This is a genomic window from Streptomyces sp. NPDC001108 (genome assembly GCF_053598535.1).
On record NZ_JBSFKL010000002.1, the window covers coordinates 769739 to 787220 of the forward strand.

Genomic DNA, 17482 nt, shown 5'->3' on the forward strand with positions numbered 1-17482 from the left:
TGTCGCGGTGGGGTCCGGCGGCTCAGACCAGCCGCCGGGCCGTCGCCCACCGGGTCAGCTCGTGCCGGTTGGAGAGCTGGAGCTTGCGCAGCACCGCCGAGACGTGCGACTCGACCGTCTTCACCGAGATGAACAGCTGCTTGGCGATCTCCTTGTACGCGTAGCCCCGGGCGATCAGCCGCAGCACCTCGCGCTCGCGCTGGGTCAGCCGGTCCAGGTCCTCGTCGACCGGCGGCGCGTCCGTGGAGGCGAAGGCGTCCAGGACGAAGCCGGCCAGCCGGGGCGAGAACACCGCGTCGCCCTCCTGGACCCGGAAGACCGAGTCGACCAGGTCGGCGCCGGTGATGGTCTTGGTGACGTAGCCCCGGGCACCGCCCCGGATGACCCCGATGACGTCCTCGGCGGCGTCCGACACGGACAGCGCCAGGAACCGCACCGGGTTGTCGACGGCCCCCATCAGCGAGGAGCAGCGGCGCAGCACCTCGACGCCGCCGCCGCCCGGCAGGTGGACGTCGAGGAGGACGACCTCGGGGCGGGTCGCCGTGATGACGGTGACCGCCTGGTCGACGTCGGCGGCCTCGCCGACCACCTCGACGCCGGTCTCCTCCGTGCGGCCGATCTCGGCCTGGACGCCGGTGCGGAACATCCGGTGGTCGTCGACGAGCACGACCCGTACCCGGCGCTCCGGGCCGCCGGCCGCCCCCTCAGTGGTCATGGTCATCGCTCGCCCTCTCCATCTCCAGCTCGACCTCCGTGCCCCCGCCGGGCACCGAACGCAGCCGCGCCGTGCCCCCGTTGCGCTGCATCCGGCCGATGATTGATTCTCGTACGCCCATTCTGTCCCCCGGTACGGCGTCCAGGTCGAAGCCCGGCCCCCGGTCGCGGACCGAGACGAAGACCGTGCGGCCCTCGACCTCCGCGTAGACCTGTACGGCACCGCCCTCGCCACCGTACTTGGCGGCGTTGACCATCGCCTCGCGCGCGGCCTGCATCTGCGCGACGAGCTTCTCGTCGAGCGGGCAGTCGCCGACCACGACCACCTCCAGCGGGACGCCGTGCTTGTCCTCGACCTCGGCGGCGGCGCGCTTGACCGCCTCGGCGAGGGTCTCGGGCTCGTCGTCCTCGTCCTTGCCGGTGCCCTCGGGGTTGTACAGCCAGTTGCGCAGCTCCCGTTCCTGGGCGCGGGCGAGCCTGCGGACCTCCCCGGCGTCCTCCGCGCGGCGCTGGATCAGGGTGAGGGTGTGCAGCACCGAGTCGTGGACGTGGGCGGCGACCTCGGCACGTTCCTGGGCCCGGATGCGCATCAGGCGTTCCTCGGAGAGGTCCTGGGTCATCCGGACGAGATAGGGGCCGGCCAGCAGCGCGATGCCGGTGAGCACGGCGATCGCGGCGGTCAGGACATTGCCGAGCTGGGCGGCGGAGCCGCGGACGACGACGAAGACGGCCAGGCCCACCCCGACCAGGGCGACCCCGGCGAGCCCCCGGGCCAGGTGCAGGACCCGGCGGCGGCGGCCGACCTCCATCCAGCGGGCGCGGCGGGCGTTGTCGGCCTGCCGCCACACCAGGACGGAGCCGCCGCCGATCAGCACGGCGGGCCAGATGTAGCGGTTGGCGCCGCTGCTCATGTCGACGTTGCCGACGAAGACCAGACCGCCGAAGAACAGCGCGATCAGTGCGAAGACCTGGCCCTTGTCGGGCTTGCGGAATCTGCGGCGGCCGTCCGGGCCGGTCTCGAGGACCGGGCGGGGCGCCTCGACCCCGCCGACCCCGAGCGGTACGACGATCCAGAACACGGCGTAGAGGACCGCGCCGAACCCGTCCGCGAAGAACAGGCCGACGAAGAAGAACCGCACCCAGACGACGGGCAGCCCGACATGTCCGGCCAGGCCGCGCGCGACCCCGCCCAGGAACCGCCCGTCGGCGCTGCGGTACAGCTTCCGCGGCGGCGGCTCCTCAAGGTCTGCGGGGCGGGAGCCGGGGGCTCGGGTGGTGGCGGGCATGCACCGATCGTCACATGCCCGCGGGGGCCGGGGCATCAGGGTCGGCCCCCTAAGGTCCTTGGCCCTCGGGGCTGGCGGGGCCCGGGACCAATATCAGGGATCGGCCAGGGTCGGTCCCGGTCCCGGTCGGGGCGGCGGGCGGTCACCATGGAGCCATGACCGTTCCCCAGGACGCCGCCCCCGGTGCCGCGCCACCGCCCCCCGCTCCTTCGCCCCTGCTGCGGCGTACCCCGCGGCAGAAGGTCGTGGCCGGGGTGTGCGGCGGGCTCGGGCGGTACTGCGACGTCGACCCGGTGATCTTCCGGATCGTGCTCGGCGTGCTCGCGGTGACCGGCGGCATCGGGCTGATCTTCTACGGCTTCGCCTGGCTGCTGATCCCGGCGGACGGCGAGGAGGAGAACGAGGCGCGCAGGCTGCTGTCCGGCCGGGTGGAGGGCGCCTCGCTGGTCGCGGTGCTCCTCGCGCTGATCGGCTGCGGCCTCTTCCTGTCGATGCTGGGCAACGGCGGCACCCTGTCGTTCTCCGCGCTGCTGTCGCTGGCGGTCGTCGGCTTCGCCGTGTGGACGCAGAACCGCAGGACCGCGGCGGCCGAGGATCCGCACCGGCCGGCGGCGGCCCAGGCGGTGCCGGACGCACCGCCGGAGGTGCGGGCCCCCCCGTCGCCGGGCAGCCCGTCGTGGTGGCGCGACCCGATCGTCAAGGACGGGACGACGGGGCCGGTCGGCGCCGGTTATCTGTGGGGGCCGGCCGACGCGGTGCTGCCGCCGCGCGCGGACCGCCCGGCGGGCACGCCGGACTCCCCGTTCCGCACGCCCCGGCCGGAGCGCGGCACCCGCGGCCCGGCCTCGATCGGCGGGGCGGTCTTCCTGTGCGCGCTGATCGCGGGCGGGCTGGGGACGGGGCTGACCTGGGAGGGCCGGCCGTTCGGTACGAGCCTGCAGTTCGGGCTGGCCGCCGCGCTGGCGGTGTTCGGCCTCGGGATGGTGGTCAGCTCGTTCCTGGGCCGGACCGGGTTCGGCACGGTGCTGCTCGCGATGGTCACCGCCGTCCTGCTGGTGGGCTCCGCAGCGCTGCCCAAGGACATCAGCACCCACTGGGTGCGCGAGACCTGGCGGCCCGCCTCGGTGGCGGCGGTCCAGCCGCAGTACCGGCTGGGCACCGGGGACGCCCGGCTGGACCTCACCGGGCTCACGGTCCCCGAGGGCGAGACGGTCACCACCGCCGTGAAGGTCGGGGCGGGCCGCGCGGTCGTCGTCGTACCGAAGGACGTGACGGTGAAGGTGGCGGCGCGGGTGGCCGTGGGCGACATCGCGCTGCCGGTGAACCGGTTCGGCGGGCTGGCGGACGGGATCGGCCACGAGGCGGGCATCAACCCCGCCCAGGAGGTGCACCGGACCCTGCCCCCGCCACCCGGCGGCAAACCGGCCGGTACGGTCGAGCTGCGGCTCGACATGAGCATCGGAGAGCTGGAGGTCACCCGTGCCGATTCATGAGATCCGCCCCGGACGGGCGGTGGCGGGCCTGGTCATGATCGCCCTGGCGGTGGGGTACGCGGCGGACGCCGCGGGCTACTGGGACGCCCCCTGGACGTTCTTCCTCCCGCTGTTCTTCGGCGGGCTCTGGCTGGCCACCCTGGTGACCTGGGTGAGCTACCTGATCCGTCGCCGCCGCGCCGCCAGGACGGCGTCCAGGGAGAACGCCCCGGACCCGGCGAGCACCAGCGGCAGCCAGCCCATGAGATAGGCCAGGTCGTTGCCGAAGTAGTACGGGGTGATCGCCCAGCTGACGGTCAGCCACAGGCTCAGCGAGATCAGCGCACCGCCGAGCGCGGCGAGCCGCCCCCACAGCCCGAAGAAGGTGCCGAGGCCGACGAGGAGTTCCCCGATGGCGATGGCGTAGCCGAAGGTGCCGGGGCTCTTCAGCGCGAGGTCGACCAGGGCCGGGATCGCGGACGAGTCGCGCACCGCGTGCATGGTCTCGCCGATGGAGCCGGGGCCGGTGGCCCGGAAGAAGGAACGGTCGGTCAGCTTGTCGAGCCCGGCGTAGACGAAGGTGATGCCGAGGAAGAACCGCAGCGGCAGCAGGGCGTGCTCCCGTGCCGTCTCCCTGAGCCCCCGCCGCTCACCGAGGCCGCGTACGCCCGCTCCGTATCCCTGCATGTGCCTGCTCCGCCTTCCCCGGGGCCTGTCCCCGCACCCCCGACCTTACGCAGCGTGCGCGGGGAACGCGTCGTCGGAGGCGGTGTCAGTCCGTCACCTCGATCTCGACCGCGTTGGTCTCCACCCCGGCGGCGGTGACCACCTGCACCTCCACCACGCCCGGCTCGACCTCGACCGGGACCGGCACGGTGAGGACCCCGTCCGTCGGGTTGGCGAAGCCGCCGGTGACCGGGATCAGCGGCACGTGGACATGGACCCGGCCGATCCGGACGACCATCCGGGCCAGCCGGTCCGGTGTGCCGGCGCCGGGCGGTACGAAGCCCGCGCCCCGGATCTCGATGTCGTCGCCGGTGCGCACCGGCGCGTCCAGGTCCCCGGCCTCCCGGGCCCGGACCACCGAGAGGATCACCGGCCGGCCGCCCTCCACGTACTTCCCGGCGAAGTAGGCGAGCGCCGAGACGGTCACCAGGAGCGCCAGGCCCCAGGGCAGGTCCGGCAGTTGCTCGGGCCGCCGGGCCAGCCGGACCGCGGCGAACACCACGGCGACGGTGCTGATCAGCAGGTACTGCACATCGGTGAAGCTGGCCCGCCCCGAGTCGTCGGTGAACGGGTCGGCGGCGCGCGGCCGGTCCGCCCGCAGCTTCTGCAGCCGACCGGACAGCGTCCGTACCGTCACCACCCGGCGGACGACGACGGCGACGGCGCAGACCAGCGCCAGCACGGTCACCACCCCCGCGCTCCGGGCCAGGTCCAGCCCCTCGATCAGCGCGTCGCGCTCGGCGTGCCCGGAGGCACCGGCCAGCTGGAGCGCCAGGACGAGCACGGAGAAGACGGCGAGCAGCACCCAGGAGACGGCGACGGCCCGGGAGGTGGAGAGCCGGTTGTCCTCGCCGATCAGCGGGGCGAGGAGGCCGCCGCGGGCGCGGTGGAGGTGGGCGGCGCCGGTGAGCAGGGCGGCGGTGACGAGCCCGGCGAGCAGCCCCGCCGTACGGGCGTTGGTCCAGCCCGCGCCGATGGCGGTGACCGACTCCCCGACGAGGAGGAGGACGAGGGCGCCCCAGACCGTGATCAGGGTGCGCCGCCAGACCCGGTACAGCCAGGCGTCGCCCTCCTCGCGGCCGCGTTCGGCGACGGTCCTGGCCGACTGGGTCAGCTCGTCCGAGACCCACTGGCGGGTCGCGGAGACGGACTGCGCGACGCCGGGCGGCAGCCCCTGACCGGCGGCGAACCCGTCCCGTTTGGCCAGGAAGGCGGCCACCGCGCGCCGGTGGCCCTCGCGCGCCCCGTGCGGGCAGTCGCCGCAGGTGCAGCCGCCCCGGTGGGCGCCGCCCGCCCTCGCCTCGTCCAACACCACTGGGAACGCCGCCCTCTCCAGCCCGGTGCAGCCAACTCGGCTGCTATTGCAGCGAATTGTGCCGTACGGCGGGACTCCGGGCCGCATCGGGGCACGCTCGGGGGGCGTACCGTCAGAATGTGCGACTGATCCGCTGCCAGAGGGGCTGGTAGTTGATCCACCCGACCAGGTCGCTGCCCAGTTGGTCCCGGGTGGCGAGCGCCTCCCGGTGGCCGATCCGCACCGGCTTCCCGGCGGCCCGCGCGGCCAGTTGGACCTGGCAGGCGCGCTCCAGGGAGATGAACCACCAGGCGGCCGCGTCCACCGAGTCGCCGACGGTGAGCAGTCCGTGGTTGCGCAGCACGATCGCCTTGTGCCCGGCGAGCGCGGCGGCGATCCGGCGTCCCTCCTCCTCGTCGACGACGACCCCGGTGTAGGCGTCGTACAGGACGTGGTCCTCGTAGAAGGCGCAGGACTCCTGGGTGATCGGCTCGATCAGCTCGCCGAGGGCGGCCAGCGCCCGGCCGTGCACGGAGTGGGTGTGCGCGACGGCGACGGTGTCCGGGCGGGCCCGGTGCACGGCGGCGTGGACGGCGAACGCCGCCTGGTTGACGTGGCGGCGGCCCTCGACGACCTGCCCGTCGCCGTTGACCAGGATCAGCTCGTCCGGCGCGAGTCCGTCGAACGGGGCCCCGAAGGGGTTGACCCAGAAGCAGTCGGGGAACTCCGGGTCGCGCGCGGTGATGTGCCCGGAGACGCCGTCCTCGTAGCCGTACTGCCCGAACAGCCTCAGCGCCCCGGCCAGCCGCTCCTTGCGGTACGCGCGCTCCTCGGCCGGGGAGCCGTGCACGGGCGGCATCGCGAAGTGGAGCCGGTCCACGGGTACGGGGGCGGGGGCGGGTGCGGACTCGGTCATGGCGGCTCCTCGGAATCCCGGTCGTGGGAAACCGGAAGGTACCGCCGGTCTCCCCAAGTGACCAGGGATACGGAGGCGGGTGGCCGGGCGGGGGCACGGGTCGTCGCGCTTCCCGCCCCGCTCGGAGCCGGGTGCGCCGTCCATGGCCGCCGCGCGAACGCCGATGCCGCCGCCCAGGGAGATGGGCGACGGCATCGGCGTTGACCTGGAGGAACGACCTCAGGCGGAGGTCACTCCCACTCGATGGTCCCCGGCGGCTTGCTCGTCACGTCGAGCACGACGCGGTTGACGTCGGCGACCTCGTTGGTGATGCGGGTCGAGATCCGGGCGAGGGTCTCGTACGGCAGGCGCGACCAGTCGGCGGTCATGGCGTCCTCGGAGGAGACCGGGCGCAGCACGATGGGGTGGCCGTAGGTGCGGCCGTCGCCCTGGACGCCGACCGAGCGGACGTCGGCGAGCAGGACCACCGGGCACTGCCAGATGTCGCGGTCCAGACCGGCCGCGGTCAGCTCCTCGCGGGCGATGGCGTCGGCCTCGCGGAGGAGGTCGAGCCGGTCCTTGGTGACCTCGCCGACGATCCGGATGCCCAGGCCGGGGCCGGGGAACGGCTGGCGCTGGACGATCTCGTCGGGCAGGCCGAGCTCCTGGCCGACCATCCGGACCTCGTCCTTGAACAGCTGGCGCAGCGGCTCGACGAGCTGGAACTCGATGTCGTCGGGGAGGCCGCCCACGTTGTGGTGCGACTTGATGTTGGCGGTGCCGGTGCCGCCGCCGGACTCGACGATGTCCGGGTAGAGGGTGCCCTGCACGAGGAAGGCGACCTCGGGGCCGTCCTCCTGGAGGATCTCCAGCTGCGCCTGTTCGAAGACGCGGATGAACTCCCGGCCGATGATCTTGCGCTTGGTCTCCGGGTCGGAGACCCCGGCGAGGGCCTTCAGGAAGCGCTCGCTGGCGTCGACGACCTTCAGGTTGGCGCCGGTGGCGGCCACGAAGTCCTTCTCGACCTGCTCGGTCTCGCCCTTGCGCATCAGGCCGTGGTCGACGTACACGCAGGTGAGCTGGGAGCCGATGGCCTTCTGGACGAGGGCCGCGGCGACCGCGGAGTCGACGCCGCCGGAGAGGCCGCAGATGGCGCGCTTGTCGCCGACCTGGGCGCGGATCGCGGCGACCTGCTCCTCGATGACGTTGCCGGTGGTCCAGCTCGGCTCGATGCCGGCGCCCCGGTAGAGGAAGTGCTCCAGGACCTGCTGGCCGTGGGTGGAGTGCAGGACCTCGGGGTGGTACTGGACGCCGTAGAGCTTCTTCTCGTCGTTCTCGAAGGCGGCGACCGGGACCACGTCGGTGGACGCGGTGACGGTGAAGCCCTCGGGGGCGGCGGAGCAGGCGTCGCCGTGCGACATCCAGACCGACTGTTCGGCGGGGGTGCCCTCGAAGAGGGTGGAGCCGCTCTTGGAGACGGTGAGCGGGGTGCGGCCGTACTCGCGGGCACCGTTGTCGTCGACGGTGCCGCCGAGCGTGGTGGCCATCAGCTGGAAGCCGTAGCACATGCCGAAGACCGGGACGCCGGCCTCGAAGATCGCGCGGTCGAGCGAAGGGGCGCCCTCGGCGTACACCGAGGAGGGGCCGCCGGAGAGGATGATCGCCCGGGGGTTCTTGGCCAGCATCTCGGCCACCGGCATGGTGGACGGGACGATCTCGCTGTAGACCCGGGCCTCACGGACACGGCGGGCGATGAGCTGGGCGTACTGCGCGCCGAAGTCGACGACCAGGACCACGTCGGTGGCGGTGTCGGGGGCGGCGGGGGGTGCTGCTGGCACGGGCGGCCTTCCGGCGGTGAAGGGGGGTCTGTATAGGACGATTCTACCGGGGTCGCCGGGTCCGGCTTCTTCCCGCCCGTCCGGGACCGCCCCCGGCCGCGCCCCGGACGGGGCGTCTCAGCATCCGGGCGCCGTGTTGGTCCGGCCGCGCCGGGCGGGCCATACTGGTCGCATGCTTCAGCACACGACCTTCGTCTTTACCTATGGCACCCGGCCCGCCGGCTGCCATGGTCGTGTTGCTTGATCCCAGCAACGTTCCAGGCGCCCCGGGCCGAAAGGCCCGGGGCGTCTTGGCGTTACGGACCGTTCGGCTCGGGGCCCGCACCCATCGAGGAGCCACCACCATGAGCAGCATCACCACCACCGCCGCCACCGCCGCCGGCGAGAAGACGGCCTCCGGGAAGGCCACTGCCGAGAAGACCGGCGCGCACACCGAGGAGGCCGCCGCGCTGATCGACGACGCGCGGGCCCGGATCGACATCCTCGACGACCGGATCATCGGGCTCGTCCAGGAGCGGATGGCCGTCTCGGCCGTGATCCAGGAGGCCCGGATCACCTCGGGCGGCCGCCGGATCAACCTCTCCCGCGAGATGGAGATCCTCGGCTCGTACCGGAACGCGCTCGGCAAGCCCGGCACCTCGCTCGCCATGACGCTGCTGGAGCTGTGCCGCGGCCGGGCCTGACCGTCCGAGGGTTCGGGCGGGCGTTCGGACGGGCTCTCACCCGTACGGCGCGTGACCGGTTCCGGCGCGGATTCGTTGGTCCCGGTGTGTGACGGTGCCGACCGGGGACAGCCCCGGGAGGCGCACCACGCGTGACTCCGCCGGAGCGTGTGGCGCATTCGAAGGGTGCGCCGTGGGACCGCGCCCCGGCGTGCGTGACCGGTCGGCAGGGGACAGCAGTCCGGTCACCCCAGGAAACGGCCGGCTCCGGGGACGCCCGGGGCCGGCCGTTTCCGCATGAGCGGGGGCCATGGCCTCATCCGCAGGGCCGTACGGAACGGGCTACGGCTTCTTCTTCGGCGGCACGGCCGGGATTCCGAGGAACGGCAGCCGCAGCGCGCCGAAGGCGTCCTTCGGCACGGCCGGGGAGCGCGGTTCGACGGCGGTCAGCCGGGTGTACGCCTCGCCCTGGGCCGGGCGCTGGTCGGCCTCGCCCTTGTTGGGCCAGAAGGACATGGCGCGCTCGGCCTGGGCGGTGATGGTGAGCGAGGGGTTGACCCCGAGGTTCGCGGAGACCGCGGAGCCGTCGACGACGGAGATGCCGGGGTGCCCGTAGAGCCGGTGGTACGGGTCGATGACCCCGTCCTCGGCGCTGGCGCCGATCGGGCAGCCGCCGAGGAAGTGCGCGGTGAGCGGGGTGCCCATCAGTTCGCCGACGTTGGACCCGGCGAAGCCGTTGATCTCCTGGGCGATCAGGGTGGCGCCGCGGGTCGCCGCCTCGATCTGCGTCGGGTTGGGGGCGCCGTGTCCCTGCCGGGCGGTGAGCAGCCCCTTCCCGAGGCCGCGGGGCTTGCGGTAGGTCGTCAGGGAGTTGTCGAGCGACTGCATGACGAGCCCGATGATGGTCCGCTCCGACCAGCGGCGGTTGGAGAGCGACCGGGCGGCGAGCGTGGGGTGCTTGACCAGTTCGAGCAGCCAGCGGCGGACCCGGTGCGCGCCGTACGGCACCTGGAGGACGGTCAGCGCGCCCATCGAGTTGGAGCCCTTGCCGTACCGGACGGGTTCGATGTGGGTGTTCTCGTCCGGGTGGACCGAGGAGGTGATGGCGACGCCCTTGGTGAAGTCGGCCCGGGCGGTCCCGTGCTTCTTCCGGTAGCGGCGGTCGGTGGTCTGCGCGCCGACCAGGCCCTCGGAGTTGGTACGGGTCAGCTCGCCGAGCCGGGGCGAGATCAGGGGCAGCAGCCCGGTGTCCCTCATCCGGTGCAGCAGGGTCTGGGTGCCGTACGTGCCCGCGGCGACGACGACCTTGCGGGCGGTGAACGTCCGCCCCTTCCCCTTCTTCCGGTTGTCGGTGGGGAGGGTCCTGACGGCGTAGCCGCCCCGGGTGTTCTCGGTGACGGCGACGACCGAGGTCATCGGGTGGACGACCGCGCCCGCCCGCTCGGCGAGGTGGAGGTAGTTCTCGTTGAGGGTGTTCTTCGCGCCGTGCCGGCAGCCGGTCATGCACTCGCCGCACTCGGTGCAGGCCTTGCGGGAGGGGCCGGCGCCGCCGAAGAACGGGTCGGGGACCTCGCCGCCGGGCTTCGCCCGCGCCGTGCCGTCGCCGTCCTCGCCGTCCCCGAAGAAGACGCCCACCGGTGCCAGGTGGAAGGTGTCGCCGATGCCCATGGTCTGCGCGGCGGCCTTCAGATGGACGTCGGAGGGGGTCATGGTCGGGTTGATCCGAACCCCCAGCATCCGCTTGGCCTGGTCGTAGTACGGGGCCAGCTCCTCGCGCCAGTCGGTGATGTCCTTCCACTGCGGGTCGTCGAAGAACGGGGCGAGCGGCTCGTAGAGGGTGTTGGCGTAGTTCAGCGAGCCGCCGCCGACGCCCGCGCCCGCCAGCACCATGACGTTGCCCAGCAGGTGGATGCGCTGGATGCCGTACAGGCCGAGCGTGGGGGCCCACAGGAAGTTCTTCAGGTCCCAGGAGTTCCTGGGCAGTTCGGAGCGGGTGAAGCGGCGGCCCGCCTCCAGCACGCCGACGCGGTACCCCTTCTCGGTCAGCCGGAGGGCCGACACCGCGCCGCCGAAGCCCGAGCCGATCACGACCACGTCGTAGTCGTAGGCGGCGTCGTCACCGCCCGCCTCCGGAGCGGCGGACCGGTTCTGGGCAGGGCTGTCCTGGGACATGGCTCTCCTCGGTGCGGAACGGGCGGGCGGTGCGGCGGGGAGGGGCGCGGGCTCAGCGCAGACGGAACGCCTTCATCACCTTGAGGCTGGTGCTCATGAACGCGGCGTACTTCTCGTCGTCCATGCCGAAGGACGGGGCGAGCGGCATCAGCCGCTGCTGGGCGACGGTCTGCGCCTCGGTGTACTTGAGGATGCCCTCGGAGCCGTGCCGCCGGCCGAGACCGGAGTCCTTCATCCCGCCCATCGGCGACTGGACGCTGCCGTACGCGGGGGCGTAGCCCTCGTTGATGTTGACGGTGCCGGTCCGCAGCCGGGCGGCGACCCGGTGGCCGCGCCGGGAGTCCTTCGTCCAGACGCTGGAGTTCAGGCCGTACGGGGTGGCGTTGGCCTGCGCGACAACCTCGTCCTCGTCGGTGAAGCGGTAGACGGAGACGACCGGGCCGAAGGTCTCCTCGCCGCAGACGGCCATCGGCGCCTCGACGCCGTCGAGGATGGTCGGCTCGTAGAACAGCGGGCCGATGTCGGGGCGGGCGACGCCGCCCGCGACGAGCGTGGCGCCCTTCTCGACGGCCTCCTCGACATGCCGGGTGACGGTCTCCAGCTGGCGCTCGCCGACCAGCGAGCCCATGTCGGCCCCGTAGGCGAGGGAGCTGCCGAGCCGCATGGCCCTGGTGCGGGCGGCGAAGCGGGCCACGAAGTCGTCGGCGATCGACTCGTGGACGTAGAGCCGCTCGATGGAGATGCAGAGCTGCCCGGCGGAGGAGAAGCAGGCGCGGACGGCGCCCGCGGCGGCCTTCTCCACGTCGGCGTCCTCCAGGACCAGCATGGCGTTCTTGCCGCCGAGCTCCAGCGAGACGCCGACCAGCCGGGCCGCCGCGCCCTGCGCGACCTCGCGGCCGGTGCGGGTGGAACCGGTGAACGAGACGTAGTCGGCGTGCTTGACGACCTCGGGTCCGACCACCGGTCCCTCGCCGATGACCACCTGGAAGACCTCGGCGGGCAGCCCGGCCTCGATCAGCAGGTCACGGGCCCACAGCGCGGTCAGCGCGGTCTCGGTGTCCGGCTTCATCACGACGGCGTTGCCGGAGACGAACGCGGGCAGCGCGTCGCCCACGGACAGCTCCAGCGGGTAGTTCCACGGCGCGATCTGGCCGACGACGCCGCGCGGCTGGCGCAGCTCGGTGACCTTGGTGAGGGTCGGGACGACCCCGGTGTGCCGCTTCGGCTTCAGATAGGCGGCGGCCCGGCGCCCGTAGTGGCGGGCAGCGACGGCGACGGCCTGCACCTCCTCGTGGGCGTGCAGCCGGGCCTTGCCGGTCTCCAGCTGGATCAGGTCGAGCACCTCGGCCTGGCGGCTGATCACGAGGTCGTGGAAGCGGAGCAGTACGGCGGCGCGGGCGCGGACCGGCGTCGCGGCCCAGGCGGGCTGGGCGGCGCGGGCCCGCGCGAAGGCGTCCGCCACGTCCTCGGGAGTGGACTCCGGGAGGTCTGCCAGCTTCTCCCCGGTGAAGGGGGTGTGGTTGGCGGTGCGGCCCGAACCGGCCACCCCCCGGGTCAGCTGGGCGACCACCTCCGGGGTCACCACATCGGCGGCGGTGCGCGCGCCCTTGGGGGCGGCGGCCACCGGGTTGGTGCCGAGCGGGGCGGCGGAGGTGGACGTAGGGGCCTGCGAGTCCGTCATGAGGGCGAGAGTACGTCCAGCCGCACGCTTTGGGTACCCGTGGGTAACGGGTTTTCACACTCCCCACAAACGAGCCAGCGATCACTGGCAACAAAGCCCCTGATCAGCGGGATCTCAGCCGGATCCCTCCGGGGCGCGCCAGCTGCGCAGGATCGTGTCGAACTGCTCCCGCGTCGTCTCCCAGTCCTCCTCCGGACCCGTCATGTACAGCCCGTACTCCGGACCGCCGTTCTCGCCGAAGTAGAGCTGGTCGATCGCGTGGCGCGGACCGGAGTGGTTCTTGGTCTCGGTCCAGGAGAACTCCCAGACCGCCCCCGGCTGGTCCCGGTAGATGTTGGACTCCAGGGCCCGCCGCTGATAGCTGGGGAGCCGTTCGGCGAGCTGCCGCTCCAGGCTCTGCGCGTGCGCGTACGGGTTGTCGAAGTCGGGCGACGGGTCGACGCTGATCCGGATGTAGTGCAGGCCGCCGTCCGGGGTGTAGTCGATCTGGTTGCCCTCCGTCCGGCGCTCCCAGCCGTCGGGCACGGCCAGGCTGAAGCCCTCCGGGTCGTCCACCCGGTGCCAGCCGTCGGGTACGGCCTTGGGCTTCTTCGTGCCTTCCGGGCTCTTGCCGGGCTCGGGCGACTGGGACTTCGGCGGTGCGGGGTCCCCGATGTCGACGGGGCCGGCGGCCGCCGCGCCCCGCTCGGTGCTCCTGTCCGTACGGTCCGAGAGCTTCATCGCTGCGAGCCCCGCCCCGCCGCCGACCAGCGCCGCGGCCAGCACGACCAGGACGGCGGTGCGCCAGCGGCCGCGCCGGGGTGCCTGGGCCGGTGCCGCGTCCGGGCCGACGGCGGTCGGCGTGGGGACGGCGGGCGGGGCCTCGGCCGCCTGCTGCGGCAGCCGCGCGGTGCCGGAGCCGTCCGGCCCCAGGGAGCGCAGCATCTCGTCCGGGACGACCTGCGTCGGCACGTACGCCTGCGCCGCCACGGGCTCGCGCCCCTCCATGGCGTCCAGCAGCATCCGCTCCGTCTCGGCGGCCGACGGGCGCTCGTCCGGTTCCTTGCGCAGCAGTGCGGTGATCACCGGGCCCAGCGCGCCCGCCCGGCGGGGCGGCGGGGGCTCTTCGGCGACGACCGCCTGCATGGTGGAGATCGGGGACGTACGGCGGAACGGCGAGCCGCCCTCGACCGCGGTGTAGAGCGTGGCGCCCAGCGACCACAGGTCGGAGGCGGGGCCGGGGTCGGCGCCGCGGACCCGCTCGGGCGCCAGGTAGTCGATGGAGCCGACCAGTTCGCCGGTCCGGGTGATGGTGGAGTCGCCCTCGATGGCGGCGATCCCGAAGTCGGTGAGCAGCACCTGGCCGTCCTTGGCGAGGAGCACGTTCCCCGGCTTCACATCGCGGTGCAGGACCCCCGCCGCGTGCGCGGCGCGCAGGGCGCTCAGGACGTGGAGACCTATCCGGGCGGCCTCGCGCGGCTCGACCTCGCCGCTCTCCTTGGCGGCGTCGGCGAGCGAGGGACCGTCCACGTACTGCATGACGATCCAGGGCCGCTGGTCGTACTCCAGGACGTCGTGCACGGTCACCACGCCCGGGTGGGTGATCCGGGCGGCCGCGCGCGCCTCCTTCTGCGTACGGGCGTGCAGCACGGCCCGGTCGGCCTCGGCGGCGTAGAGCGCCGCGGTCAGTTCCTTGACCGCGACCGTACGGTGCAGGAGCTCGTCGTGCGCGCGCCAGACCTTCCCCATGCCGCCGCGCCCGAGAACCTCGCCCAGCCGGTACCTCCCGGCCAGCAGCAGTCCCGCTTCCGTGCTCTGTGATCGGTCCACGTCATCCCCGCCCCGCCCCGTTTACTCGGCTGCCAGATTACGGAGCGGACCAGCGGCCACGGAACCTCGCACCACCCAAGAGACCGCACTGTGATGCTTGTCGCTCCGCCGGTGGCCCGGATCGGGGCGCGAGGTGTACGCAGAGGCGTCAGCCCGTCACCCGGTAGGAGGCGATGGCCTGTTCGTAGATCTCCGACACCTTGTCGCGCTCGCCCTCCGGCCCGATGACCTGGACGACGTGGTAGCGGCCGTTGACCACCATCACCAGATTGCGGGCGTACACCGACCGGCCGGCCGCGTCGCGCCAGGTGAACTGGCCCTCCGCCATCGCCTGTCGGCCCACGTCGATCCGGCGCAGGCCGCTCGACCCGGACCATTCGGAGTCGCGGAACTGCTGCAACTCCCGCTCCTTGTCCGCCTGGTACGCCAACGGGTCGCCGCCCGCGGCCTCGACGGCGTCCCGGCCGGGGACGACGAGCAGGCTGAAGCCGCCGCTGCCGTAGCGGATCTGACGGTCCGCGTTGGCCGGGGTGCGCTGCCAGCCCTTGAGGACGCCGACCTCGAACCCCTCGGGGTCCTTGCGGAGGGTGTAGCCGGAGGCGAGGGCGGCGGCGGAGCGGCTGGTCTGCGGCTGCTGCTCGCCGGGCGTGGCCGGGGAGGTGTCGCCGTCCTGCCCGCCGGTGCCCGGCTCCGGCGTACCGGAGACCCCCGGGGCGGCCGCGCCGGGACCGGACTCGCCCGCCTTCGGCATGAACACCACGGCGTACGCGACGGCGGCGACGAGCACCAGCAGGATCAGCACCAGGAGCAGCCGCCCGAGCCGCCGGGGCGAGCGCCCGCCGTCGTCGTCCCCGGAACGGGAGCGGGACGGGGTGCGCGGCGCCTTCGAGGGCCTGGGCTCGCGCGGTTCGTACGAGGGGTGGGGCGGCTCGGGGGGCCGGGCGGGCTGGTCGAGCAGTTCGCTGAGCGGCGTCTCCTGCCGCTCGGCCCTCCCCCGGGCGTGCCGGTGGCGGCCGTGGGCGGCGCCCTTGCCGCGCCGCCGGCGGACCAGCTCGCCCCGGCGCCGCACGACGGGGAGCCGGCCGGTGTCGGCGGAGGGCAGCGGTACGACGTCCAGCCCGGCCTCCGGCTCGGGCGCCGAGCGCACCAGGGAGCGCAGCCAGCCGCTCAGCTCCTCGACGTCGGGCCGCTCGGTGGGGTCCTGGCGCAGCAGGGACTCGACGACGGGGCGCAGCGGACCGCACTCCTCGGCGAAGGCCGGCGGCTCGCCGCAGACCATCTGGACGAGCTCGGCGGCGCTCTCCTCGGGGTACGGGGCATGGCCCTGGACCGCGCGGTAGAGCAGGGCGCCCAGCGCCCAGAGATCGGTGGCGGGGCCGATCGGCGGGGCCAGCCGCCAGTTCTCGTGGACCGGGCCGCCCTGCTCGGGCGCCCAGCGCTCGGTGACCGCGCCGACCACGGCGATCCTGGTCTGCCGGGCGCGCTCGGCCGCGAGCGGGGTGGCGGGGCCCCGGTAGCCGGAGCCGGTACGGCCGCCCGTGCCGTCCTCGTCCCAGCCGCCCGCCCGCTCCGGCTGTACGGAAGGCGGGGCGGCGGGCCGGGCGGGAGGCTGCGCGGTCCGCTGCACGGGCAGGGCCTGGGAGCCACCCGCGGGGATCTTCCGGAACTGGTCGGTCCGGTCCGCCTCCGCCGGTCGCACGGAGCGCTGCACCGGCAGGTTGCCGGTCTCCTCCGACTCGGCGCGCCGCCGGTCTTCGCTGACCCGGGCGGCGGCGAGGGCACCGGCCCGGTACGCGGCGATGGCTCCGGGGCGCCCGGCCCGGGCGGGCGCGGCCCCGTCCTCGGGCGCGCCCCGGTCCGGCTCCGGCCGGGACGGCTCTATCGCCGCCGGGCCGCGCGGGGCGGGCATCTCGGCCGGCGGAGCGGGGGCGGGCGGCACCAGCGGCCTGGGCGGGGCGAAGATCCCGGCCGGCCCGGCGTCGGGCGCCGGGCGGGCGAACCCGCTCCCGTCGCGGAGCCCGCCGTCCCGCTCGTCGAACCCGCCGCCGTCGTCACCGTCGGCGCCTTCGCCCTCGGCGTCGTACGCGTCGCCGTACTCGTCGTACGTGCCGTACGCGCCGTATCCGTCGTCCTCGTCGTCCTCGGTGGCCGGGGTCGACACGTATCCGCAGAGCGCCTCCTCGGCAGCCCCGGCCGCCAGCCCGGTCAGCACCACCCGGCCGTCGTCGCAGATCAGCACCGTACGGACGGTGATGTTCCGGTGGGTCCAGCCGTGGGCGTGGAGCACCCGCAGGGCGGCCAGCACGTCGGAGCCGATCTCGGCGGCCCGGAAGGGGGTGAGCGGGCGCTCGGCGAGCAGGGCGGCGAGCGGGCGGGCCTCGACGAGCTCGCTCACGATCCAGAGCGAGCCCTCCTGGGCGAACACGTCGAAGACCTGGTCGAGCCGGGGGTGGTCGGGGACCCGGGCCGCCTCCCGCGCCGCCTCCACCGCACGCCGGACGGCCGGATCGACGGGGCCGCCCGCGCCCCGGGCACCGGGCCGACCGGCGGCCGGGGCCGGGCCGTCGGCGTCGAGCACCTCGGCGTCCACCACCTCGGGCAACGGCACCTGCCGGACCAGGACTTCCTGCCCGCTGTAGGTGTCGAACGCCCGGGTCTCGACCGTTTCGTACAGGTCGTCCGAAGACAGCGGAAGGCGGTAGCGGTCGGCGAGCACCCGACCCGCGTAGTCGTCCACGACGCCTCCCCAGAGCGCGCTGTCCCCCAGCCACGAAGACCGTGCCGGTCCCTGGCCGCGGTCTACCCGTCAACAGGGGCGGCACACCCCGCGGTTGACTTGTCGTTACGGCCGGCCGGCCGCAAGCGGCCCTCGGCCCCCACGATACGGGGCGAGCGGCGGCCGTGCCGCCGGGTCACCGTATCCCGGCCGCCGC

13 protein-coding genes are annotated in these 17482 nt (G+C 73.9%); 3 read left to right on the forward strand and 10 right to left on the reverse strand.

Annotated elements, in window-relative coordinates; genetic code table 11:
* Positions 1-22: 22 nt before the first annotated feature.
* A complete protein-coding gene (locus tag ACWC97_RS08195; RefSeq protein ID WP_352273574.1) occupies positions 23-721 on the reverse strand; it encodes a response regulator transcription factor in 699 nt (232 codons plus the stop codon).
* Positions 705-2000 carry an ATP-binding protein gene (locus ACWC97_RS08200; protein ID WP_450648121.1) on the reverse strand — a complete coding sequence of 432 codons (1296 nt, stop codon included), beginning with the start codon at positions 1998-2000 and terminating at the stop codon, positions 705-707. Before ACWC97_RS08200 ends, ACWC97_RS08195 begins: the two co-directional genes overlap by 17 nt.
* A gap of 155 nt (positions 2001-2155) precedes the next feature.
* Here ACWC97_RS08200 and ACWC97_RS08205 point away from each other — a divergent pair, with 155 nt between their 5' ends.
* Positions 2156-3493 (forward strand): PspC domain-containing protein, encoded by a 1338-nt coding sequence (locus ACWC97_RS08205; RefSeq protein ID WP_450648123.1) that lies wholly within the window; start codon positions 2156-2158, stop codon positions 3491-3493.
* The gene (locus tag ACWC97_RS08210; RefSeq protein WP_385208386.1) at positions 3480-3743 is read left to right on the forward strand and encodes a hypothetical protein; all 264 of its coding nucleotides are present in this window, start codon (positions 3480-3482) and stop codon (positions 3741-3743) included. The genes ACWC97_RS08205 and ACWC97_RS08210 overlap by 14 nt, the downstream gene beginning before the upstream one ends.
* On the opposite strand, the gene ACWC97_RS08215 is transcribed toward ACWC97_RS08210, so the two are convergent.
* From ACWC97_RS08215 to guaA, 4 genes are all read right to left on the reverse strand, one after another.
* Entirely contained in the window at positions 3650-4159 is a 510-nt protein-coding gene (locus tag ACWC97_RS08215) for a DoxX family protein (RefSeq protein WP_352273578.1), read from the reverse strand. The two genes, ACWC97_RS08210 and ACWC97_RS08215, sit on opposite strands and share 94 nt — an antisense overlap.
* Before the next feature lie 85 nt (positions 4160-4244).
* Entirely contained in the window at positions 4245-5513 is a 1269-nt protein-coding gene (locus ACWC97_RS08220) for a hypothetical protein (protein WP_352273579.1), read from the reverse strand.
* Between the two features lie 112 nt (positions 5514-5625).
* Positions 5626-6408, reverse strand: a complete 783-nt coding sequence (locus ACWC97_RS08225; RefSeq protein WP_352273580.1) for a class II aldolase/adducin family protein — start codon at positions 6406-6408, stop codon at positions 5626-5628.
* Positions 6409-6638: 230 nt separating this feature from the next.
* Positions 6639-8225, reverse strand: a complete 1587-nt coding sequence (gene guaA, locus ACWC97_RS08230; protein WP_352273581.1) for a glutamine-hydrolyzing GMP synthase — start codon at positions 8223-8225, stop codon at positions 6639-6641.
* A gap of 344 nt (positions 8226-8569) precedes the next feature.
* Here guaA and ACWC97_RS08235 point away from each other — a divergent pair, with 344 nt between their 5' ends.
* Entirely contained in the window at positions 8570-8908 is a 339-nt protein-coding gene (locus tag ACWC97_RS08235; RefSeq protein WP_450648126.1) for a chorismate mutase, read from the forward strand.
* 321 nt (positions 8909-9229) lie between these two features.
* Here the strand turns inward: ACWC97_RS08235 and ACWC97_RS08240 are convergent, their stop codons facing one another.
* The 4 genes from ACWC97_RS08240 to ACWC97_RS08255 all read right to left on the reverse strand — a co-directional run bounded on the left by ACWC97_RS08240 (position 9230) and on the right by ACWC97_RS08255 (position 17286).
* Positions 9230-11059 (reverse strand): GMC oxidoreductase, encoded by a 1830-nt coding sequence (locus ACWC97_RS08240; RefSeq protein ID WP_392279101.1) that lies wholly within the window; start codon positions 11057-11059, stop codon positions 9230-9232.
* 52 nt (positions 11060-11111) lie between these two features.
* Positions 11112-12740 carry a succinic semialdehyde dehydrogenase gene (locus ACWC97_RS08245; RefSeq protein WP_352273584.1) on the reverse strand — a complete coding sequence of 543 codons (1629 nt, stop codon included), beginning with the start codon at positions 12738-12740 and terminating at the stop codon, positions 11112-11114.
* A 114-nt stretch (positions 12741-12854) separates the two neighbouring features.
* Entirely contained in the window at positions 12855-14549 is a 1695-nt protein-coding gene (locus tag ACWC97_RS08250) for a protein kinase domain-containing protein (protein WP_450648127.1), read from the reverse strand.
* A gap of 148 nt (positions 14550-14697) precedes the next feature.
* On the reverse strand, positions 14698-17286 hold the full coding sequence (locus ACWC97_RS08255) for a protein kinase (RefSeq protein WP_450648129.1): 2589 nt from the start codon (positions 17284-17286) through the stop codon (positions 14698-14700).
* Between the last annotated feature and the right edge of the window lie 196 nt (positions 17287-17482).

Excerpts from the sequence above, each read along its gene's own strand:
- ACWC97_RS08200 (WP_450648121.1), bottom strand. The coding sequence starts at position 2,000 with ATGCCCGCCACCACCCGAGCCCCCGGCTCCCGCCCCGCAGACCTTGAG.
- ACWC97_RS08245 (WP_352273584.1), bottom strand. The coding sequence starts at position 12,740 with ATGACGGACTCGCAGGCCCCTACGTCCACCTCCGCCGCCCCGCTCGGC.
- ACWC97_RS08215 (WP_352273578.1), bottom strand. The coding sequence starts at position 4,159 with ATGCAGGGATACGGAGCGGGCGTACGCGGCCTCGGTGAGCGGCGGGGG.
- ACWC97_RS08205 (WP_450648123.1), top strand. The coding sequence starts at position 2,156 with ATGACCGTTCCCCAGGACGCCGCCCCCGGTGCCGCGCCACCGCCCCCC.
- ACWC97_RS08240 (WP_392279101.1), bottom strand. The coding sequence starts at position 11,059 with ATGTCCCAGGACAGCCCTGCCCAGAACCGGTCCGCCGCTCCGGAGGCG.
- ACWC97_RS08235 (WP_450648126.1), top strand. The coding sequence starts at position 8,570 with ATGAGCAGCATCACCACCACCGCCGCCACCGCCGCCGGCGAGAAGACG.
- ACWC97_RS08195 (WP_352273574.1), bottom strand. The coding sequence starts at position 721 with ATGACCATGACCACTGAGGGGGCGGCCGGCGGCCCGGAGCGCCGGGTA.
- ACWC97_RS08225 (WP_352273580.1), bottom strand. The coding sequence starts at position 6,408 with ATGACCGAGTCCGCACCCGCCCCCGCCCCCGTACCCGTGGACCGGCTC.